Genomic DNA, 20,786 nt, shown 5'->3' with positions numbered 1-20,786 from the left:
CCCGCTACGGCCGGTCGATCTCGCCGACGGCGTCCGGGTGGTGCAGCTCCCGGCCGGCCGCAGGGTCGGCCGGAACCGGCGTACCCCCGGACAGGCCGCCGGAGCGCGGCCCGCTGCGGCCGACGGTGATGGTGCGCGGCGCTGGCCGCGCCGCCCGGGGCAGGTGGACCCGGAGCAGCCCGTGGTCCATCACCGCGTCGATGCCCTCCGGGTCGACCCGTGAGGGCAGGTCGACGCGGTACTCGAAACCGCGTGTCTCGAAGCCACCGGGGATGCCCTGGTCGGCGTTGACCTCGGCCTCGGAGCGGCCCCGCACGCACAACTCGCGGTCGTCCAGCTCGACGGCGACCTCCTCCGGCGCGACGCCGGGCAGCCGCACGATGACCTGCCAGCCGTCCGCGGTCTCGGTCAGCTCGACGTCGGACGCCCCGGCCCGGCCGCCGACCAGCCGGCTCAGCTCGGCGCGCAGCGACTGCAACTCGCCCATCGGATCCCAGCCCTGTTGCCGGCTACGCCATCCCCGGCCGAATCCACCGGCCTGCTGCTCGCTCATCGCGCGTCTCCGATCCGCTGGGTGGTGGGCCGCAGTGAGCTGGGCGCGTTCAGATCGGCGTCGGGGTCGACGCCCACACCGAGCCGGTCGACGAGCTCGCCACCGAGCCAGGCGCTGATGCCGAGGATCGCCACCGCGACGATCTCGATCGCGATCAGCGCGCCACCCGCGGCCCGTGAGTCCGCGTTGAGCCGGACCACCCACACGGCGGCGAAGAGCAGGACCACCGCGATGTTCGCGCCCGCGTGCAGCAGACCCACCCGCTTCGCGCGGGTGCCGGTCGGGATGGCCAGCAGGTCGAACGAGCCGGCCGCCGCGGCCAGCAGGCCGCCGATCAGACCGACGGTGATGTTCCAGTAGGCGACCTCACCGAGGAAGTCGGGGCCGCCGACCGTGTCGACGATGTCGAACAGCACCGCGGTGACCAGCAACGCCACCGGGAACATGACCAGCATCGGGTGGACTGGGTGACCCAGCACCTTGAGTCGGCTCTCCATCTCCCGGCCTCCACTGGTCGGCGTTCCTGCGGACGGTACGTGCGGCGGGCGTGTCGGGTGGGGCCGTACCCCCGGCGGCAATGCGCAAACCTCGCACTGGCCACGTCGGCCTAGGCTGACGTCGGTGGTGCCCGCCACCAGCTCAACGGCTGAGGGAGGATCACGTGACGGTGGAGATCACCACGCACGAGGAACTACGCGAGCTGCTCGGGACGCCGCACCCCCGGGCCGCCAACAAGGACCGCCCCCGCCTGCACGAACGCGACCGGCAGTGGCTCGCCGCCGCGCCGTTCTGCCTGATGGCGACGGCCGGCGCGGACGGCACCTGCGACGTCTCCCCCAAGGGCGACCCGGCCGGGTTCGCGCTGGTGCTCGACGACACGACGATCGCGCTGCCCGAGCGGCCGGGCAACAAGCGCGCGGACGGCTACCGGAACATCCTGGACAACCCGCATGTCGGGCTGCTCTTCCTGATCCCGGGCCGCACCGACACGCTGCGGATCAACGGTCGGGCCCGCCTGGTGCGCGACGCGCCCTGGTTCGACGACATGGTGGTCAAGGGGCACCGACCGGTACTGGCCGTGGTCGTGGAGATCGAGCAGATCTTCTACCACTGCGCGAAGGCGTTCCTGCGATCGGCGCTGTGGCAGCCGGAGACCTGGCAGCCGGACGTCCTGCCGTCCCGCGCCCGCCTGATCAAGGAGGTCGAGGCGCCCGCCGAGAGCCTGGCTGAGTTGGAGCAGCACTACGGCCCGGAGTACGCCAAGAAGATCTACGTCTAGTCGGTCAGGCCGACACCATCCACAGGTGACCGTCCGGATCGGCGACGACGCCCGCGTACCCCCAGGGTTGTGTTTTCGGCTCGGTGACCACCTCGCCGCCGGCGGCGCGCGCCCGCTCGACGATCGCGTCCGCCTCCTCCGTGCTGTCGGCGCTGAGGCCGAGCAGGCACTCGCTCTGCCCCCTCGGGGCGACCTCGCGCGGGCCGATCACCCAGCCGAAGCCGCCGGTCGGGACGAGCATCAGGCGTAGCCCGTCGTTCACCACGAACTGCAACGGCTCCGGCAGGCCGTCGTCGGCCGGCTCGCCCACCGCGTCGAGGCCGAGGCCGTCCCGGTAGAAGCGGTACGACACCGAGCGGTCGGCGATTGGCAGGCTGAGGATCACTGGCGCAACGGGCATGGGCAGAAGCCTCCGTGGGGTGTGGTGACGACACGATGTGCGTCTAGCCTTCCCGGATGGACGCGGACGACTGGTTGACCGACACACGTACCTCGTACGACACAGTAGCGGTCAGTTACGCCGAGCTCGTCCGTGACTTTCTGGCGAGCGCGCCGTACGAGCGGGCGGCGCTGGCGCTCTTCGCCGAGCTCGTGCGCGCCGGTGGCGGCGGGCCGGTCGCCGACGTGGGCTGCGGAACCGGCCGCATCACCGCTCACCTGCACGGACTGGGTCTCGATGTGTTCGGCATCGACCTGTCCCCCGGGATGCTGGCGGTGGCGCGGCGCGAGAACCCCCAGCTCAGATTCGAGGTCGGCTCGATGACCGACCTCGACCTGGCCGACGGCTCGGTGGCCGGCCTGCTCGCCTGGTACTCGCTCATCCACGTTCCGGACCGGCAGCTCGGTCAGGTCCTCGCGCACTTCCACCGGGTGGTTCGGCCGGGCGGCCCGCTGCTGGTCGGTTTCCACGTCGGCGACGAGACGACCCTCAAGACCGAGGGGTACGGCGGCCATCCGATGCGGATCCACGTGCACCGCCGCCGGCCGGCGCGGATGTCGGACTGGCTCCGCGACCACGGCTTCGCGGTCGAGGCCGAGATGACGGTCACCTCACCGGAGAGCAAGCTCGGCGGGATCATCTTCGGCCGGCGGAAGCCCTGAGCCACCGGTTGTCAGCCCTCCAGATCCCCTGCTACCGTCAAACTGCGAACGGCGTTAGCAGTAACGCGGCGGGAGGATGGCGATGGCGGACGACACGCGGCCGGTCTGGGTGCTCGGTGGCGGCGGAGTCGCCGGCATCGCCTGGGAGGTGGGCGTCCTCGCCGGCCTCGCCGACGAGGGGCTGACCATGGCCCCGGACGCGGTGCTGCTCGGCACCAGCGCCGGTGCCGTGGTGGGCGCCCAGCTCGCCAGCGGCACACCCCTGCCTGAGCTGTACGAGCGCCAGCGTCAGGGCGTGCCCCACGAGACCGCGCCCGCGCTGGGCCTGCTCGGCCTCCTGCGGCTCGCCCGCGCACAGCTGTTCGCCCGCAGCCCCGAGCAGGCCGCCCGGCGCATCGGCAAGCTCGCGCTCGCGGCCCGCATCGACGACCCGTCACGGCAGCGCCGGATCGCGGAGGCCCGCCTCCCGGACCACGACTGGAAGGACGCCGACCTCCGCATCGCCGCCGTCGACGCCGAGTCCGGCGTCCTGCGCCTCTTCACGCGGCACGACGGCGTACCCCTCGTGGACGCGGTCGCCGCGAGCTGCGCCGTGCCGCAGTCCGCCGCTCCGGTGACGATCGGCGGCCGCCGGTACATGGACGGTGGCATGCGCTCCAGCCTCAACCTGGACCTCGCACCCGGGCACGGCCCGGTGATCGCCCTCGCGCCCAGCACCGCTGCCATCGGGCCGTGGGCCCGGATCGAGAAGCAGCGAGCCGCCTTGGACCCGGGTCGCCCGGTCGAGCTGCTGCTCCGCGACACGGCATCCAAGCGCGCGCAGGGCGCGAGCGTGATGGACCGGTCCGTCGTGCCGACGCTCGTGGCCGCCGGCCGGGACCAGGGTCGGCACGAAGCGCCACGGGTGGCCGCCGCGCTCGACGCGACCAGCCGCTCGTAGGGGCCCGATCGACATCGACGCGTCGCCATGGCAGGCCCACGCGGCAGCGCGCGATTGCCTACCCTGATCACATTAGCTCCGATGGATAGAATCGAGCCGTGGCCCGGGAATTCGACACTCAGCTCATCGAGTCGGTCGCGGTTCGCCGCGCCCGCATGCGTGAGCTGCTGCTCTGGGGCCGGCAGCGTCGCGTCCGCGCCACCGGCGACGGGTTCCGCTGGCTGCGGACCGGTCTCGTGCTGGCGGCGGTGGCCTGCGCCGTGTGTGTGGGCTGGTCCTTCCTGCAGAACGTCGTCGCCGAGCAGCAGAAGGCACGCAACCCGGCAGCCGTCCAGCCGACGGGCCAGCGATGACCGGCCCGCAGACCCTCGCGTCCACCGGTCATCTCAGTCGGGTGACCCTGGCTGGGCCACACCGCCGCATCGACCTCGTGTTGCCCGCCGACGAGCCACTCGGCCTGCTGCTGCCCGAGGTCGTCGCCCTGGTGGGTCACCCACCGACGGACAATTCGCGGGGCTACCAGATCAGCACCCTCGACGGTACGGTGCTCGATCCCGCCGGCAGTCTGCGGCAGGCCGCCGTACCCGACGGAGCCCTGCTACGGGTCGACCCGATCTCGGAGGCACCACCGGCGGCGATCGTCCACGATGTCTCCGACGAGGTCGGCGACGACCTCACGCGCCGACGCGGCCGGTGGGGTGACGTTCCTCGGAGGTGGACCGCGACCACCGCCTGCCTGGTGGCCGCCACCACGGCCGCACTACTCTCCGGCCCCCGACTCGGTCCCGCCCTGATCAGCGTCGTCGGCTGTGCGGTCGCCCTGGCCGGCCTCCTCCTCGGGGTGGCGGGCCGCCGGGCCGTCGGGGTGGCGGTGGTGCTCAGCGGTGCCGCGATCGTGGCGACCACCGTGCCCGGCTGGACCGACACCACCGCCGGACAGCTGGCGCTGTGGGCCGTGGTGATCGGCTGCACCGTCCTGGCCGTGGGTGCGGCGACGGGCAACGGCCGCGCCGGCCTCCTCGGCGGCGGGACAGCACTCCTCCTGGTCGCGGGCTGGGGCACCCCGCTGCTGATCGGCGTTCCCGACGAGCGGACCGCGGCGGTGATGGCCATCGCGTCGGTGGGCGTACTGGGGCTGCTACCCCGGTTCGCGTTGATCACCTCGGGCCTCACCCGTCTCGACGACCGACGCAGCAACGACGAGCCGGTGAGCCGGGTATCCGTGCAGGCCGCCGTCGACTCCGCGCATCGAGGCCTGGCCGTCGCGGCGATCGCGGCGGCGACATCGGCGGCGATAGCCGGGCTCGTCCTGGCGGCCACGCCGGGTCCGTGGCCCCTGGCGCTGGCAGTCCTGGTGGCCGCCGCCCTGCTGCTGCGGATGCGCGCCTTCCCGCTGGCGGCCGAAGTGGTGGCGCTGGTGACCGGCACGCTCACCGTCGTGGGTGGCCTGCTGCTGAGCTGGATACACCAACGACCCGACACGTGGTGGGCCACCGCCGTGGCGGCCCTCGGTGTCAGCGCGGTCTCCCTGGCGATCCTGGCGTACCGGCCGCCGCCACACATCCTGGCGCGGGGCCGGCAGCTCGCCGACCGTGTCGAGGCCCTGACCGTGATGGCGCTGGTACCCGTCGCGGTCGGGGTGTTCGGGCTCTACTCACGACTACTCGACACCTTTTGAGAGGGGGTGGCATGAGCGCTCCACCGGTGCCGCGCACCGCACCGCCGGCCGGTCCCCCGGTGGCGGAGCCGAACAACCCGCCGATCGCACGCCATCCCCCCTCCGGCGACTCGGCGCTACGGCGTACCTGGCGCAGCGCCAGCCAGATGTTCGCCAGCGGCCGGCAGAACCGGGAACTCGCCGACCTGGCGGCCGAGGTCCAATCGCCCGTACACACCGGCCGGCGCATCGCGGTGGCCTCCGTGCACGGTGGCGCCGGGAAGTCCACGGTCGCCGCGCTGCTGGCGTCGGTGTTCGCGGCCCGTCGTGCCGATCCGGTGCTCGCCGCGGACGCCGACCCGTACGAGGGCTCACTGACCTGGCGCCTCGGCGTGCCGAGCGAACCGTCGCTGCACCAGCTGGCACCCGGCCTGCTCGCGGCACGAGGCGGCGACCTACGCGAGCTGGCCCCACTCCTGCCCCGCACCGGGACGGGCCTCTGGGTGCTGCCGGGCGGCACCACCAACGCGAACCTGTGCACTGCGGTTACCCGCGCGCTGTCGCGCCTCTTCGCCGTCACCGTCACCGACTGCCCACCCGGGCTGGAAGCCCGTACCCCCGCCGGGGTGATGGCGGACGCGCACGCCGTGGTGCTCGTCGCGGCGGCCACACCCGACGGGGTACGGGGCACCTACCAGGCCCTACGCCGGATCGTCGACGACGGGTACGGGGCCTGGCTGGACCGGGTGGTCGTCGTGCTGAGCGCGGGCAACCCGCACGGCCGCTCGACGCTGGACCAGCGCGCGGCACGGGAGCTGATCGGGCAGACCGGTGTACCGGTGGTGGCGCTGCCCTACGACCGTCACCTGGCCGCCGGCGCGCTCATCACGCCGTCACGGATCGGCGAGGCGACGCTCGTGGAGGTGACCCGCGCCGCCGCGTTGGCCCTGACCCGCGCCCGGCAGACGTGACCGGAGGACCGTATGTCGACGCGCATGGTGCACCGCCCCGCCCGGATGGCCCGCCCGATGTCCACGATGGATCCGCTGGTGCTGGATCCACCACCGCAACTGCCCGACGGCCGGTCCGCGATGGGGCTTCAGGCGCTGCTGCCGATGGCCGGCGCGGGGGTGGCCATGAGCATGATGATGTTCCTGCGTGGCTCGGGATTCGCCGCCCTCGGCGCGGTGGTGATGGTGGCGGCGCTGGGCGCCGCCGGAGCGATGTACCTCACCCAGCTGGGCAAGGCCGGCCGACAGCGCCGCGCGCAGCGCGAGCGCTACCAGGACTACCTGGAGGAACTGCGGGACCAGCTGCGCGAGACCGAGCAGCGGCTGCGTGAGGAGGCCAGCCTCCTCGACCCGCCGGTGAACCGGCTGCTCGACGTCATCCGCAGCCCCGCCCGGCTGTGGGAGCGCCGACGCGCCGACATCGACTTCCTGCACGTCCGACTGGGTGTGGGCGCACTGCCGGTGCGCCCCATCGAGCTGCGCGAGCAGAGCACGCCCACCAACCCGCTCGATCCGTTCATGCGTCACGAGGCGCGTTCACTGATCCGCCGCTTCGCGCTGACACCAGGGCTGCCGCTGCGGGCGAACCTCGACTGCGCCGGGGACGTCAGCGTGATCGCGCCGAACCACGCGGAGGCGGTGGCGGTCGCCAGGGCGATCCTCGTGCAGGTCGCCGCGTTCCACGCACCGGATGACGTGACGCTCGCGATCATCACCACCGGAGAGCGGGCCCGGGACTGGCGGTGGGCACGGTGGCTGCCCCACCTGCTCGACCGGACCTCGATCGGCCCGTCCGGCCCGACCCCGCTGCTGGTCACCACCGCGCAGACGCTCGTGGAACTACTTCGCGACGACCTGGAGGAGCGGGCCACCAGCGCGCTCAAGGCGTTCCGCCACGGTGGCGGGCGAGCCGAGGCGAAGGCCCGGCCGCGCCTGCTGGTCATCGACGACGCACACGGCGAGTTGGCCCGCGTGCTGGCCAGCCCCGACCCGACGGTCGGACTGGCCAGCCTCGGTGTCACCGTGGTCCACCTGCTCGCCGACCGGCTGCACGAGCCCGGCGACGTATCCCGCCGGATCACCATCGACGGCGACTCGGTCATCCTGGAGGACCTCACCGCGTCCCCCGTGGTGAGCGTACGAGGCACCCTCGACGCGGCGCCGGGGCCGCTCGTGGAGGGGCTGGCCCGCAGCATCGCACCGCTGCGCCTGTCCGCCGACTCCTACGACGACGGCACCGGCACGCCACCGGCGGACTTCCAGGAGCTGTTGGGCCTGTCCGACCCCACCGAGCTGGATCTGACCAGCCTCTGGCGGTCACGCGGAGAGCGGGACTTCCTCCGCGTCCCGATCGGGGTCGACCCCGCGGGGCGTCCGGTGCTGCTCGACCTGAAGGAGCCCGCGCAGCTCGGCATGGGACCGCACGGGCTGTGCGTCGGAGCGACCGGCTCGGGCAAGAGCGAACTGCTCCGTACCCTGGTGCTCGCCCTGGCGGCGAGTCATCCGCCGGAGCGGATGGCGATGGTCCTCGTGGACTACAAGGGCGGGGCCACCTTCGCGCCGTTCAGCGACCTACCGCACCTGGCCGGACTGATCACCAACCTGGCCGCCGACGCGGCGCTGGTGGAGCGGATGTACACCAGCCTCGACGGCGAGGTGCAGCGCCGTCAACAGGTGCTCGCCGACGCCGGCAAGGTCACCGACATCACCGAGTACCACCTGCTCCGCGCCCAGGGCGAGCGCGGCGACCTGCCCCCACTGCCCCACCTCCTGGTGCTCATCGACGAGTTCGGTGAACTGCTCGCCGCCAAGTCCGAGTTCATCGACCTGTTCCTGCGCATCGGGCGGATCGGCCGGTCCATCGGCGTGCACCTGCTGCTGTCCAGCCAGCGCGTCGAGCAGGGCAAGATGCGCGGGCTGGAGAACTACCTCGCCTACCGGATCGGCCTGCGTACGCTCACCGAGATCGAGTCGCGCACCGTCCTCGACACGGTCGACGCGTTCCACCTGCCGCCCCTGCCCGGGAACGGGTACCTGAAGGTCGACGTGTCGATCTACCAACGGTTCAAGGCCGCCTACGTGTCCGGCCCGCTCGACGACGACGCGGACGCCGAACTCGCCCCCATCGTCGGGCCGCTGGCGAAACCGATGCCGGTCTTCGGAACCACCCGCGCCGACGTCGACGAGAGCGCGCCGGACGAGCCGACGGCCACCCGGCGCACCACCGGACCGACCCTGCTGTCCACGGTGGTCGGTCAGCTCGCGGCGAGCGGGCAGCGCGTCCCGGCGATCTGGCTACCACCCCTGCCGTCCCTGCTCACCCTCGACGAGGTGGCCGGCGGGGTGGACACCACACCGGATGGCGTACGCCTGGGGATGAGCCCGCTGCCCGGCGGCGGCCTGCCGGTTCCGCTGGGCCGGCTCGACGACCCGGCCCGCCAGTGGCAGGGCCCCTGGGTGCTGAACCTCGCGGGGAGCGGCGGCAACCTGCTCATCCTGGGCGGGCCCGGCAGCGGCAAGACGACGGCACTGCGCACCCTGGCCCTCGGCCTGGCCACCACCCACCGTCCCACCGACGTCGGGATCTACGGCATCGACCTGCTGGGCAACGGCCTGTCGGGGCTCACCGAGCTACCCCACGTCGGCGGCGTCGCCGGCCGTGAGGACCGTGAGCGTGTCCGCCGTGTCGTCGACGAGGTGCACGCGATGCTCACCCGCCGGCAGCGCATCTTCAGCCGACACCAGTTCGACACCGTCGAGGACCTGCGCGACGCCGACGAAGGCGTACGCGCCGAGGTCGGCTGCGTCGACGTGGTGTTGCTGATCGACGGGTACGGACAGCTCAACGCGGAGTTCGAGAGTCTCGAAGCCAAGGTGCACGGCCTGCTCGCCCGGGGCGGTCGCTACGGCATCCACGTCATCGGCACGGCCCGGCGGTGGAACGAGGTCCGCGCCGCCCAGCAGGTCGCTTTCGCCAACCGCGTCGAGCTGCGGCTCACCGAGCCCGCCGAGTCCAGCATCGACGGCAGGCAGGCCCGCGCCGTACCAGCGGACCAGCCCGGTCGCGCGCTGACCAGCGAGAAGTTGTTCGCCCAGGTGGCGCTACCCCGGCTGGACGGGGTCGCCGACCCGGCGGTCGCCGGTCTGGTCGCGGCCGCCCGATCGGTACGGGCGGCCTGGACGGGCGCGCTGCCGCCGCCGGTACGCGTCCTGCCCGCCGTGCTTCCCGTGGCCGACCTGGCCGGCACCCCCTCCGGTCACGGGGTGGTTCCCTTCGGCCGCTACGAGCACGACTTCTCCCCCGCCGTCCTCGACCTCTTCGGCCGCGACCAGCACCTGCTCGTGCTCGGGGATCCCCGGACCGGCAAGACGAACCTGCTGCGGCTGGTCGCCGAGGAGTTGATGAGCCAGTACGACTCCGAGGAACTGGTCTTCGCCGTGTTCGACCCGCGCCGTGCCCTCAGCGACGTGGTGCCCGACTCCTACTGCGGGGGGTACGCCCCCAACCCGGCGCTCGCCCAGCAACTGTCCAGGGCGGTCTCCGACGAACTGGCGAAGCGGCAGTCACCCGAGGCCGCGCGTACCCGGATCGTGCTGCTCATCGACGACTACGACATCCTGGCCGCGTCGGCCACACAGCCGCTCGGCGCGCTGGTGCCGCACGTGGCGGCCGGCCGCGACACCGGGTTGCACGTCGTGATGGCCCGCCGGGTGGCCGGTGCCTCACGCGGCCTGTTCGAGCCGTTCCCGCTGGCCGTACGGGAAGCCGGCTGCCTCAGCCTGCTCATGTCCGGCGACCGGACGGAGGGCCAACTCTTCTCGGGTGTGCGGCCCATGGTCCTGCCGACCGGTCGCGCGCAGCTGATCCGCCCCGGCGACGGTCCCCGCATGGTGCAGACCGCGTTCACCGGTACGACGAGGGAGCAGTGATGACGTTCGACACGGTGGCGCTGTGCCGCGCCGAGCCCGACGCGGCGGCGATGCTCGGAGCCCTGCTCGCGGCCGGCTCCGAGCTGAAGATGGACACCGTCGAGGCCGCCGGGCTGGTGCAGCTGTTCGACCCCGTCGACGGGCGGCTCCTGCTGAGCGTCGAGGCCGCGCGTCTCGTGCGCGTACCCGGGGAGGCGCGGCGGCTCCTGGGCATCGCCCCCGCCGACGACGTACCCGAGCCGGTGTGGTGGGTGGAGAGCAGGGCGCCGGGCGCGGACCCGCAGGCCGCGGACGTGGCCCGTCGCTTCACCGCCGCGCTGGTCGAGATCACCGGAGGGCTGACATGGGCGAGCCGATGACCGGCGCGACCGACACGATCAGCGACCGGGCCGTCGTCCTGCACCAGGACCGCGCGGTGGTCGGTCTGGCACCGTGGCTCGCGCAGGCCGCCGTCGACGCGGTACGCGACGGTCTGCTGCTCCAGGTCGTCACGCCGGCCGACGGCGTCATCACGTACCCGTTCGAGACGATGCTCGCCCAGGCGCAGGGCCAGTGGGTGGTGCGGGAGGGCGAGCAGTACCGCGACGGGCTCACCGGGTTGCCGCTGCGCTGGGACGGTCACCGCTTCGCCAGTTCCGACACTGTGCGATCCGCTGGATCGCTGCCCACCGACACGCCGTGGACGGGTGGCCTGGAGATCCAGATCGTCACCGTGCACCCCGCCACCGAGGCACTGCGACTGGGTGCCAGCGCCGAAGCCGCCGTCCGCGCCCTCACCGGTGCCGAGCCGACCGGTTGGGGGGTCGCGGAGCCGGCCACCGAGCCGTGGTCGCGCCATGAACTCACCGCATTCTGTCGAACACGCGCACCGGCACCCACCAGCCTGACCGTCGTCGGCGGCGAAGACGAGTCGGCGACGCTCGGGGTCCTGACGGTCGAGCGGGTCGACGTCGGCGTCCGCGAACAACTCCGGTTGGCCGGCCCACCCCTGTCGGTCGTCGACGCGGCGACGCTCGAAGGGCTCGCCGAGAAGCTGGCGGGTACCGCCCGCAGCATGATCGTGACTGTGCATCCGGGCCGGTCCGGCGGGCTGCGGTCGAGCACGCCGAGCATGCCGGCGTTGCCGTGGGGGATCCTCGTCGGCCATCATGAGCGGCCCGTCGAGTCCGCGCCGGAGGTGGTCGTGGGCCGCGCCTTGGGGCGGGGCGCCCGGCGGGCGTGGTGGTACCGACTGGACGGCGGTCCGGGTGCGCCGTACGAGACGCTGGGGGCGGTGCTGCGCCGCTACGGCCTGAACGTCCCCCGCTGATCGTCAGATCAGTCGATGGACTCAAGAATCTCCTGGAGACCTCTGACCAGGTAGACGGGTCGGTAGCCCAGCCTCTCCAACGCGACGAACATCTTCCGCGCGGCCGCTTCGTCCAACTGGCCGCGCTGGAAATCCCGCACCGTCAACACGTACGGCATGTCCTCGAACGGGACCCCCGCGTCGTCCTCCAGCTCGTGGCCCGCCGTGAAGTCGATCGCCACGTCCTCAGTCCGGCCCAGGTAATCGGCGTAGGGCTGGTCGGACGGCTCGAACGGGACACCCAAGGCTGAGCTGACCTGATCGGCCACCCGTTCGCGGTCCTCGGTGGACCCGAAGTAGATCTGCACGTAGTTCGGCATCAGCGCGTTGCCTGCCAATCCGGTCTGCTCTGCGCAGCGGTGCCGACTCTAGGCTCTTGCGCGCGCGTAGTCCTCGATCGTGATGCCGCCGTGCTCGTCCCCGCCGATCTCGCGATAGCCCGCGATCTCCTCGAAGTCCTCGTCGTCGCTGAACTTGACGACCAGTTCGGAGCCGGCGGTGTCAGCGAGAAACCTCCAGAGCGCCTGCGTGAGCTGCGGATCCTCGGAGGTCAAGTGGTCGCCGATGGAGAACCCGATGACCGTCCCACCCTGTTCTCTCAGCCGCTTACCAAGCCCGATCATCAACTGGCGCGACGGACACACCAAATAGCTCGAAACACTCACGAATCTACCCCCGGATAATTAGATCGGCTCGTTCTGGTGGCCGATGGATGAGCTCACGCTCTCGGCCTCGGCGCGGGTCTTCTCGTGGAGGCCCGGATCGTTCGCCAGCCGGTCGAAGTAGTCCTTCTCCTGCGAGCCGCTGAGATCCAGGATCGTCGGAATGGTGATGATCGTCATTCGCCACTGCAGACGAGGCGTGGCGTCTTTGAGCAGTTCGACGATCCGAGCTCGTTCCGAATCGTCCAACTGATCAGGGCCCACCTGCCGGAACCAACGGACCAGGCTCTCGGCCGCCCCTCGGAGGATGAAGAAGACCCATGACCGACCAATGCTGTCGATCATCTCGTCCGGTGGCGTCGTCCAGGTGACCCCGAAGACGTCCTCCGGGTCCAGATAGGCCTCGGCCCACTCGCGCACCCTCTCGGGCGTGACATCGGCAAGGGTCGGCATCGACTGCTTCAACCGCGCGTACAGGAGGAACCAGTAGTCGTCGAAGAACGCCTTCGGAAGTCCCCAGTCGGCCTCGTCGCCGTAACGGTCCCGAACATCCACCAGGTACGCGAGGCAGGTCTCCAAGGCCGTCAGTGCCTCGACCCGGTGCAGCGGATCGGGCGGCAGCTCGCGCGTCGCCTTGCCACGCTCGACGGGATCCGCCAGCCGCCACGGAACTGGCACGGCGGCCAGCATTTCGTGAGCTACCCAGGAAGCGGTCACAGGAAATCAACTCCGTAGGGCGGCGAGGTTGCCGTTGCGATGCAAGAGCCTCTGACGAGGCGCATGGGTTGAACGACCTCGCTAGATCGATTCGTGCTGCCGCTCGATGAATGAGCTCACACTCTCCGCCTCGGCGCGGGTTTTCTCGTGCAGTTCCGGATCATTCGCCAACTGGTCAAAGTAGGCACGCTCATCCGACCCACCGAGACTCAGAATCACCGGAATGGTCTCGATCGTGTGACGCCACGGCAGCCGCCGTGTGGCCGTCTTGAGGAGGTCGAGCGCCCTGGCGCGCTCTTCGACATCCAGATGATCTCGTGCCACCCAACCCAGCCAACGGAGCAGATCCACCGTCAGACCATTGACGATGAAGGTCGCCCACATCTGTCCGACCGCCTCGATGAGCTCATCCGAGGGCTCCGTCCACGTGGCGTCGAGGATCTCCGCCACGTCGCCCTCCTGCAGCCAGTCACGCACGTTCGTGTGCGTCACGTCGGCGAGGGTCGGCAGCCGCCGCTTGAGTCTTACCTGCAGCAGGAACCAGTCGTCGTTGGAGAACGCCTCAGGCAGCCCCCAGGTCGGATCCTCGCCATAACGAGCGGCCGAGTTCACCTGGAATGCCAGGCACGCTTCCAGGGCCGAGAGCGCCAGCGCCCGCTGCTCAGGATCGGCCGGCAGGTCTCTGATCACGGGGTGACGTCGACCTGACTCCGCCGCCTGCCACGAGGGCGGCAGGCTGGCCAACAGTTCAGGCTCTACCAGAAGGTCGCTCACAGGAACCTAACTCCAAAGGGTTCGAGGAAGTCGCGTGCCGCAGCGAGGTTCGGCATGTGTTCGTCGAACCAGGCTCCCGCTTGGCCCCGCTTCATGGGGTGCGCCGGATGCACTGACGCCTCCAGAGCCGCCTCACGCAGTTGGCGCAGCTGATCCGGAGTCAACGTACGCCCGCCAATCTGGACCGACACGTCCGCATCGGCGATCCGGTCGAGCGCATACTGCTTCGGCTTGGGGTTGGTCATGCTGAACAGGCCCTTCAACCCCTCGTCGGTCCCGACCCGGTAGCTTACTTCCCGCCCTGCGGGATCTGCCGCCCGCCATTCAAGCATCCGGCTCAACTGATCGGGCTTCTCATCGAGCTTATTGGCCACCGTCTGCGCGGTCGCCTTGACCTCGTCCAAATGCACCTTGCCGTCCCTGGTCTGGTAGACCAGATCACTTTCTGGGACGCGTCCGGTGTCGACGACCGTACCGGTGCCGAAATCGACTGGCTCATTCTTGACGCTGATACCGATCTTCGAGCCCGGCATGAGATCGGGACTATTGAGAACGTCGTTCGCGGCACGCAACTCAGCGGCCGCGCCCGCCGCAGCGGATCGGTCCCCACCCAACTGATCCATCATGTCGCGCAGGACCTGGGCCTGCCGATCCGCACTGCCTGCCAACCGCCCGGAATCCTGCAGATCGACGAAGTCCCGGACGGCGCGGTTGGCCACCCCGTCCGGCAGGTCGGTACGGGCGAGCAACTCCAACGCCTGGGCCTTCGCTGCCGGATTGAGCCGATCGGCCTGATGAACGAACCGCTGTTGCTCATCCGGCGTGAGATCCCGCCCGCGATCCGGGTTTCCTCCACCCGGCGGGTTCCCGTCAGGCGGGTTGCCGTCCGGCACGTTGCCACCGGGTCCGTTGCCCTCTGGCAGGTTGCCACCAGGCCCGTTGCCCTCGGGGAGGTTGCCGCCGGGCGTGTTGCCGTCCGGGAGGTGCCCACCGGGCGTGTTCCCATCCGGGATGTGCCCACCGGGCGTCAGGTCACCCGGGACGTGGCCGCCCGGCGTGTTCCCGCCAGGCAGGTGGCTACCCGGCCCGTTGCCGCCGTCCATGTGCATCGCGTCGCCACCGCGAACGGTAGGCATCTCGACCTCGAAGCCACGCCCGATCGGCACGTCGCCGGCGATCGCCGGAACCAAACCGAGCTGCGGAATCTTGATGTCGAACTTCCTGGCGAAGTTGATCGCCACCTCGCTGACGGTGGGCAGCTTGTCGAGCCAGTTACCGGTACGCACCAGCGCGGCGCTGACCCGCGCGGCGGTGGCGCTGCCGCGGATGGTGTTGACGGCCGCGCCCGCACCGCGCAGCCCGGAGGCGGCACCCTTCGTGCCCACGACAGCCGAGACGATGTTGAAGGTGGCCATGCCGGCCGCCTTCGACTTGTCCTCGCCCCAGGTGTCGTACGCGATGATGGTCTTGCCCGCGTTGAGCAGGAGGTTTCCCGCCTCGCGCTGTTCCATGAACGGCATGCCGACGGTCTGGTCGATCACGATCGTCACCGGGTTGATGTAGATCGAGACCGCCCACACGAACTTGCCGAGCCCCAGCCACGACTGGCCGGCGGTGCCCCAGCTCCACTCACCGGTGGTGGGATCCCGGCCGATCAGTGAGCCCAGGTCCCCGAGCATGGTCATGAAGCTTTCGCCGACGCCGACGAAGAACGCCCCCACGTCACCGAGGAAGCCGCGGTCGTGCTCCTCGTTGCTGCCCCAGGGCAGGGCGCCGTCCTCACCGGCAGCGGCGTTCAGCGTGTCGGCGGTGAAGCCGTACTCGCCGTCTTCGGCCTGGCCGTCGGCGTTGTCGGCCCGGTACTGGCGGCCGCCGTACAGGGCGTTGATGGTGTTGGCGCACTTGCGCTGCGCCTCGAAGAACGCGGCCACCTGCGTGTTCACGGCGGTGATCAGACCGTTGTGCTTGTCGACCTTGCCCTGGTCCTCGCGCCAGTCCTCGTCGTCCTTGAGCGAGCCGACGAACTGCTCCGCCTGGACCTTGAGCGCGGCGAGCTGCGCCTTGATCTCCTTGACCTCGGTGGCGTACGTGGCCAGCGCGGCCCCGACGGCCTGGATGTCCTCGCCCACCGAGGCCGACACCGTACGCACCGGGCCGGTGGCGGCGAAGAGCTGCGTCGCCTCCGGTGCCTCGTACACCGCCGCCAGCCCCTGCCAGGTGCTGTCGACGGCCTGGCCGGTGTTGGCGAAATCGACGCCCGCGGTCCGAACCGTCTGCGCGTGGGTGGCCAGCGCATCCATGTTGCCGGGGATCTGCGGGATCTCGCCCGGGTTGATCATCGCGGCACCGCCGGTCGGCCCGGCCCCGGCATCGTGGCCGACGGGTCGGGCGCCGCCGACGCGCTGCGCTGCGCGTTCGCCGCCATCTCCAGGTCACCTTCGACGTAGGCGTTCGTCGCCTGCGCCGCTGCCTGCATGCACGCCCCCGTGCGAGTGAACACGAACTCGAGATCCGTCCGAATCGACTCCACGAAGCCCTGAAGCGCCTGGCCCACGATCTCCGAACTGGACTCGGCGGCCGATCCCTCCAACGCCGAGTTCAAGCTCTTCATCTGCCCCTCGAAAGGGGTGGCCGCGGCATGGGTACGGGTCAGGACGTCGCGCACTCCACCGGGGGAGATGTCCCACGCGCTCACGCTCGTGCTCCCTCGTCAACAACTCGTCGGATAACGACTCAGCCGATCGACTGCACCGCAGAGCGGGCCCGGGACAGCGTGGTGTTCGCCGTCTCGTCGTTCTTCGTCATGGTGGTCTTGACCAGGTCGATGATCGTGCGGACCTCGCCCGCCGCCCGGTTCCACCGGTCCTCGACGGTCCGGTACTCCTCGGACACACCGTCGGCCTGGAAGTCGGCCATCGCCGCCGCGACGTCGGAGCTGCGCTGCGAGATCACCGCCTCAAGTCGGGCAACGATGCCGGCGAGGTCACCCTGGACCTGCTGGGAAGTGCCGGTATCGAAACTGCGTCGGTCTGTCATGACTGTCACTCCCCGTGTCAGCGGCTGCTGGAGAACCTGGCGGCGTCGAAGTTCGCGGTGCCCTCGGACGACCTGGCATTGTCCGACATCTCGGTGTCACCCTGGCCGAATGCGGAGTCCATCCCGCCCTGACCACCCAGAATCGCGCCCAGGGACGAGTTCAATTCGGCGGTGATCGAATCGGCGTTGGCCTTGAACGAATCGAATGCCACCCGCCCGGCCCCGTTGAAGTTGCCCTGCAACGGCTCGGCCGCAGCGATCAGCTGCTTGATCAGAGAACCGAGATCATCGGATGACCCCTGCGTCTGCTTGGTCAGACTCCCAAGCGTCTGCGCCCCCATGTCGAACTTCATGCCAATCCTCCGTCACACCCCGATCCAACGTCCCGCATCTATGCTACGAGACCCGCGCCACATCGCTACAGGTGAATTTCGTGCAAACCGATAGCTGCGGGCCTGTCGCCACCGGCTGGGGTGCCGCGTCACTCCTCAGGCTCGGTGAGGAACACGCCGAGGCCCAACGCCACCAGAGGAATCAGACAATGGTTGGTGAACACTTCCCGTGGACCCCAGCTTTCCGCCGCCACCCCGAGAGCGGGTGCGAGGAGGCCGGACGATGCCGGCTAGCACTGCGAAGACGAGCGGCGGGTACTCCCCAGGCGTGAGCCGCAGGCCGATGAGGGCGGGAACGGGGGCGGCGTCGTGGACCTTGGAAAACGGCGAAGCCCAGGCCATTGACCTGGGCTTCGCGTGCCGAGCCGCCTGACGGAATCGAACCGTCGACCTACGCATTACGAGTGCGTCGCTCTAGCCGACTGAGCTAAGGCGGCAACGATCAGCAAGTGTACGGCACCCCGCGCCCATGGGCCGAGCGGGATACCCCTGGCGCTCCGGACAGCGCCAAACGGACAAGCTCCGCCATCCGGCCAATTACCGGACAGCGCTGCATCCGGAGCGGTACTACGCTGCGGCGGGTGACTGACGAACGCGACGATCACCAGGCACCGGAGGACGCGCAACCCGACGGAGAGCCGGCTCCTCGCCGCCCACGCTCCACCGACCCGCTGGAACTGGGCTTCACCCCCCGCAAGCCGGTGCCGTGGCTGGCGCCGTTCCTGTTGATCAGCACCGGCATCCGGACGCTGCTGGCGATCCTCTTCGGCGCGTACCTCGACAAACGCGAACTGCAGAACGCCTTCGGCGACGGCATCTTCCGCCAGGCCGGGCCGGACGGCGGCCTCTGGCTCGACTACGTGGCCGACCTCGGGGACGGCTTCCACGCCACCTACTCCGTCGCGTACCTGCTGGCGCAGCCGGAGCTGACCATGGACGGGCACCGGCTGCCCCGGGCACAGACCCTGGTGATGGGCGGCGACCAGGTCTACCCGTCGGCGGCCTACGCGGAGTACGAGAACCGCTGCAAGGGCCCCTACCAGGCCGCGTTGCCGGCGACGCCGCCCGAGCGTCCCACGCTGTTCGCGGTGCCGGGCAACCATGACTGGTACGACGGCCTGACCGCTTTCCTGCGGCTGTTCGTCCGCTCCCGGGACCGTAACTTCGCCGGCTGGCGTACCGGGCAGTCGCGGTCGTACTTCGCCGTGGAGTTGCCGGCCGGCTGGTGGCTACTCGGCGTCGACGACCAGTCCGGCTCGTACCTCGACGATCCGCAGCTGGCCTACTTCGACGAGGTGGCCCGGCGGCTCACCCCCGAATCGAAGGTGATCATTGCGACGCCGTCGCCGACGTGGGTCAAGGCCGCCGACAGTCCGACGGCGTACGACTCGATCGACTACTTCGTTCGGACGATCATCGACCCGACCGGGGCACGGGTGCGGTTGCTGCTCTCCGGCGACCTGCACCACTACGCCCGCTACGCCGGGCAGGACCGGCAGTTGATCACCTGTGGCGGTGGTGGGGCTTACCTGTACCCCACGCACAAGCTGCCCGAACGCCTCGAGGTGCCACCGCGGGACACGCTGGCCCGGCGGGCCAGCCGCACCCAGCCGTACGACCTGGTGGCCCGCTACCCGGACGCGGCCCGCTCGCGCCGGTACGGCTGGGGCATCTTCGGACGTCTGCCGTTCCGCAACCCCGGCTTCGCGACCCTGCTCGGCACCCTGCACACCCTGCTGATGCTTGCCATGGCGGGCGCTGCGGCCAACTGGGGAGACAGCAGCGACCAACGGCTGTTCAGCGTCCCGCTGGTGCTGATGGTGCTCGTGACGGTGGTCGCGGCGGTCCTGTTCGCCAAGCCGCCCAGCGCCAGCGGCAAGCGGCACGCCCGGCACTGGCTCCTCGGCGTCGGCCACGGTGTGGCCCATGTGGCGTTGGCCGCCGGGGGCACCTGGGTCTGGCTGGCGCTGCCCTTCTACGGTTGGCCGTGGCCGCTGCCGGCGGTCGCCGCCGTCGTGGTGTACGGCCCGGTCATCGGCCTGGTGGCGAGTCAGCTCGTCGCGGCGTACCTACTGGTGGCGGGCGCGTTCGGGGTGAACGTCAACGAACTGTTCGCCGGGCAGGGTATCGAGGATTCCAAGTCGTTCCTGCGGCTGCGCATCGACCCGGACGGCACGCTGACCGTGTATCCGATCGGCGTCGACCGGGTGTCCCGCGACTGGCAGGTCAACCCCGACCAGACCCCCACCGCAAGCTGGCTGCTCCCCAAAACCCCCCTGACCCCCCACCTGACAGAACCCCCGGTAGTCCTCACCTGACAGACCCACACCCCCGTTGATCATGAAGTTATTGCTCCGACACGCCGACAGCGATGGCAATAACTTCATGATCAACGGGGTCAGGCGGGGGGCCGGGGACCCGCAGGGCGGGGCCGGGTCAGGCGGGGTAGTGCTGGTCGTGGGCTTGGCGGGGGGCGCAGACGGAGGCGCGGGAGCAGGAACAGCGGGAACCGTCCGCGTCGAGGCGTACGGTCACCGCGTCGCGGGGCACGCTGTGGCCGACCACCCGACCACTGCCCTCGGGCGTCGTCACCCGGCTGCCGACGGCGGGTGCGGTCTCCTGGAAGCGCTGGTACAGCGGGTGTTCGTACTTGAGGCAACACATCAGCCGACCGCAGGCCCCCGAGATGCGCAGCGGGTTAAGCGGCAGGTCCTGGTCCTTCGCCATCCGGATGGTCACCGGCTCGAAGTCGGTGAGGAACGTCGCGCAGCACAGGTCCCGACCACACGAGCCGATGCCGCCCTGGACCCGGGCCGAGTCGCGCGCCGACAGCTGGCGCAGCTCGACCCGGCAGTGCAGGGTGGCGCCGAGATCGCGGACCAGTGACCGGAAGTCCACCCGGTGCGGGGCGGTGAAGTAGACCGTGCTGCGCTCGCCGCCGCCGTCGGCGGAGCCGAGCACATGGTCGACGGCCACCACCTTCATCGGCAGGCCGTGCGCGCGGATCAGCCGCTTGGCAGCCACCTTCGCCTCGGCCTTACGACGACGCAGCGCCTCGTCACGGCGCAGGTCGTCATCGCCCGCCAACCCCACCAGCCGGGGGAAGCCGTCGGTCTCCTCGCTCACCCACTGGGCGGCCCAGACGCACTCGGCGACCTCGGGTCCGTCGTCGGTCGGCACGAGCACCCGGTCGCCCACCTGGGGACGCAGGTCACCCGGGTCCAGGTAGTAGAGGCGCCCGTACCGGTTGAAGCTGACCGCGCAGAGCATGCCCATCCCCCCACCCTACGACGGATCACCGCGGAGAACGCGGTGGGCGATGCTCCATCTCCATTCATGACCGTCGACTCGACCGATTGCCGGGCCACCCGTCGTGCCGATGGTCCT

Annotated in this window: 22 protein-coding genes and 1 tRNA gene; 10 read left to right on the top strand and 13 right to left on the bottom strand. The window is 70.6% G+C overall.

Features of this window, described 5'->3' with window-relative positions:
* Nucleotides 1-4 precede the first annotated feature (4 nt).
* Entirely contained in the window at nucleotides 5-553 is a 549-nt protein-coding gene (locus ACN269_RS21995; protein WP_421474184.1) for an Hsp20/alpha crystallin family protein, read from the bottom strand.
* Entirely contained in the window at nucleotides 550-1,050 is a 501-nt protein-coding gene (locus ACN269_RS21990; RefSeq protein WP_421474183.1) for a DUF2231 domain-containing protein, read from the bottom strand. The genes ACN269_RS21995 and ACN269_RS21990 overlap by 4 nt, the downstream gene beginning before the upstream one ends.
* A gap of 164 nt (nucleotides 1,051-1,214) precedes the next feature.
* Here ACN269_RS21990 and ACN269_RS21985 point away from each other — a divergent pair, with 164 nt between their 5' ends.
* Nucleotides 1,215-1,832 (top strand): pyridoxamine 5'-phosphate oxidase family protein, encoded by a 618-nt coding sequence (locus ACN269_RS21985; RefSeq protein ID WP_421474182.1) that lies wholly within the window; start codon nucleotides 1,215-1,217, stop codon nucleotides 1,830-1,832.
* A 4-nt stretch (nucleotides 1,833-1,836) separates the two neighbouring features.
* Here the strand turns inward: ACN269_RS21985 and ACN269_RS21980 are convergent, their stop codons facing one another.
* Entirely contained in the window at nucleotides 1,837-2,232 is a 396-nt protein-coding gene (locus ACN269_RS21980; protein ID WP_421474181.1) for a VOC family protein, read from the bottom strand.
* A 56-nt stretch (nucleotides 2,233-2,288) separates the two neighbouring features.
* Here ACN269_RS21980 and ACN269_RS21975 point away from each other — a divergent pair, with 56 nt between their 5' ends.
* From ACN269_RS21975 to ACN269_RS21940, 8 genes are all read left to right on the top strand, one after another.
* Entirely contained in the window at nucleotides 2,289-2,933 is a 645-nt protein-coding gene (locus tag ACN269_RS21975) for a class I SAM-dependent DNA methyltransferase (protein ID WP_421474180.1), read from the top strand.
* An 82-nt stretch (nucleotides 2,934-3,015) separates the two neighbouring features.
* Nucleotides 3,016-3,873 carry a patatin-like phospholipase family protein gene (locus ACN269_RS21970; protein ID WP_421474179.1) on the top strand — a complete coding sequence of 286 codons (858 nt, stop codon included), beginning with the start codon at nucleotides 3,016-3,018 and terminating at the stop codon, nucleotides 3,871-3,873.
* Nucleotides 3,874-3,971: 98 nt separating this feature from the next.
* Nucleotides 3,972-4,226 (top strand): hypothetical protein, encoded by a 255-nt coding sequence (locus ACN269_RS21965; RefSeq protein WP_421474178.1) that lies wholly within the window; start codon nucleotides 3,972-3,974, stop codon nucleotides 4,224-4,226.
* Entirely contained in the window at nucleotides 4,223-5,551 is a 1,329-nt protein-coding gene (gene eccD, locus ACN269_RS21960; protein ID WP_421474177.1) for a type VII secretion integral membrane protein EccD, read from the top strand. Before ACN269_RS21965 ends, eccD begins: the two co-directional genes overlap by 4 nt.
* Nucleotides 5,552-5,562: 11 nt before the next feature.
* Complete coding sequence (locus ACN269_RS21955) at nucleotides 5,563-6,501, top strand: hypothetical protein (RefSeq protein WP_421474176.1); 939 nt, start codon at nucleotides 5,563-5,565, stop codon at nucleotides 6,499-6,501.
* A 12-nt stretch (nucleotides 6,502-6,513) separates the two neighbouring features.
* On the top strand, nucleotides 6,514-10,470 hold the full coding sequence (gene eccCa, locus ACN269_RS21950; protein WP_421474175.1) for a type VII secretion protein EccCa: 3,957 nt from the start codon (nucleotides 6,514-6,516) through the stop codon (nucleotides 10,468-10,470).
* Nucleotides 10,470-10,829: a hypothetical protein gene (locus ACN269_RS21945; protein ID WP_421474174.1), complete on the top strand. Its 360-nt coding sequence runs from the start codon at nucleotides 10,470-10,472 to the stop codon at nucleotides 10,827-10,829. Before eccCa ends, ACN269_RS21945 begins: the two co-directional genes overlap by 1 nt.
* A complete protein-coding gene (locus tag ACN269_RS21940; RefSeq protein ID WP_421474173.1) occupies nucleotides 10,814-11,779 on the top strand; it encodes a DUF6177 family protein in 966 nt (321 codons plus the stop codon). The genes ACN269_RS21945 and ACN269_RS21940 overlap by 16 nt, the downstream gene beginning before the upstream one ends.
* Before the next feature lie 8 nt (nucleotides 11,780-11,787).
* Here ACN269_RS21940 and ACN269_RS21935 read toward each other — a convergent pair whose 3' ends face one another.
* From ACN269_RS21935 to ACN269_RS21895, 9 genes are all read right to left on the bottom strand, one after another.
* Nucleotides 11,788-12,156, bottom strand: a complete 369-nt coding sequence (locus ACN269_RS21935) for a hypothetical protein (RefSeq protein WP_421474172.1) — start codon at nucleotides 12,154-12,156, stop codon at nucleotides 11,788-11,790.
* 30 nt (nucleotides 12,157-12,186) lie between these two features.
* On the bottom strand, nucleotides 12,187-12,483 hold the full coding sequence (locus ACN269_RS21930; protein WP_421474171.1) for a hypothetical protein: 297 nt from the start codon (nucleotides 12,481-12,483) through the stop codon (nucleotides 12,187-12,189).
* 18 nt (nucleotides 12,484-12,501) lie between these two features.
* Nucleotides 12,502-13,197, bottom strand: coding sequence for a hypothetical protein (locus ACN269_RS21925; protein ID WP_421474170.1), 696 nt, complete (start codon nucleotides 13,195-13,197; stop codon nucleotides 12,502-12,504).
* 81 nt (nucleotides 13,198-13,278) lie between these two features.
* Nucleotides 13,279-13,971 (bottom strand): hypothetical protein, encoded by a 693-nt coding sequence (locus ACN269_RS21920; protein ID WP_421474169.1) that lies wholly within the window; start codon nucleotides 13,969-13,971, stop codon nucleotides 13,279-13,281.
* On the bottom strand, nucleotides 13,968-16,100 hold the full coding sequence (locus ACN269_RS21915) for a hypothetical protein (protein ID WP_421474168.1): 2,133 nt from the start codon (nucleotides 16,098-16,100) through the stop codon (nucleotides 13,968-13,970). Before ACN269_RS21915 ends, ACN269_RS21920 begins: the two co-directional genes overlap by 4 nt.
* 206 nt (nucleotides 16,101-16,306) lie before the next feature.
* On the bottom strand, nucleotides 16,307-16,666 hold the full coding sequence (locus ACN269_RS21910) for a DUF6507 family protein (RefSeq protein WP_421474167.1): 360 nt from the start codon (nucleotides 16,664-16,666) through the stop codon (nucleotides 16,307-16,309).
* A gap of 38 nt (nucleotides 16,667-16,704) precedes the next feature.
* The gene (locus ACN269_RS21905) at nucleotides 16,705-17,007 is read right to left on the bottom strand and encodes a pore-forming ESAT-6 family protein (protein ID WP_421474166.1); all 303 of its coding nucleotides are present in this window, start codon (nucleotides 17,005-17,007) and stop codon (nucleotides 16,705-16,707) included.
* A 17-nt stretch (nucleotides 17,008-17,024) separates the two neighbouring features.
* Entirely contained in the window at nucleotides 17,025-17,360 is a 336-nt protein-coding gene (locus tag ACN269_RS21900) for a hypothetical protein (protein WP_421474165.1), read from the bottom strand.
* A 402-nt stretch (nucleotides 17,361-17,762) separates the two neighbouring features.
* Nucleotides 17,763-17,836 (bottom strand) — tRNA-Thr (locus ACN269_RS21895).
* 144 nt (nucleotides 17,837-17,980) lie between these two features.
* On the opposite strand from ACN269_RS21895, the gene ACN269_RS21890 reads away from it, so the two are divergent.
* The gene (locus ACN269_RS21890) at nucleotides 17,981-19,717 is read left to right on the top strand and encodes a metallophosphoesterase family protein (protein WP_421474164.1); all 1,737 of its coding nucleotides are present in this window, start codon (nucleotides 17,981-17,983) and stop codon (nucleotides 19,715-19,717) included.
* A gap of 118 nt (nucleotides 19,718-19,835) precedes the next feature.
* On the opposite strand, the gene ACN269_RS21885 is transcribed toward ACN269_RS21890, so the two are convergent.
* Nucleotides 19,836-20,675, bottom strand: a complete 840-nt coding sequence (locus ACN269_RS21885; RefSeq protein WP_421474163.1) for a PSP1 domain-containing protein — start codon at nucleotides 20,673-20,675, stop codon at nucleotides 19,836-19,838.
* Nucleotides 20,676-20,786: the final 111 nt, after the last annotated feature.

Source organism: Micromonospora sp. WMMD736, assembly GCF_049179015.1.
Taxonomy (GTDB): Bacteria; Actinomycetota; Actinomycetes; order Mycobacteriales; family Micromonosporaceae; genus Micromonospora.
Note: the sequence above shows the minus strand (reverse complement) of the source record. Positions and strands in the feature narration are given on the sequence as shown.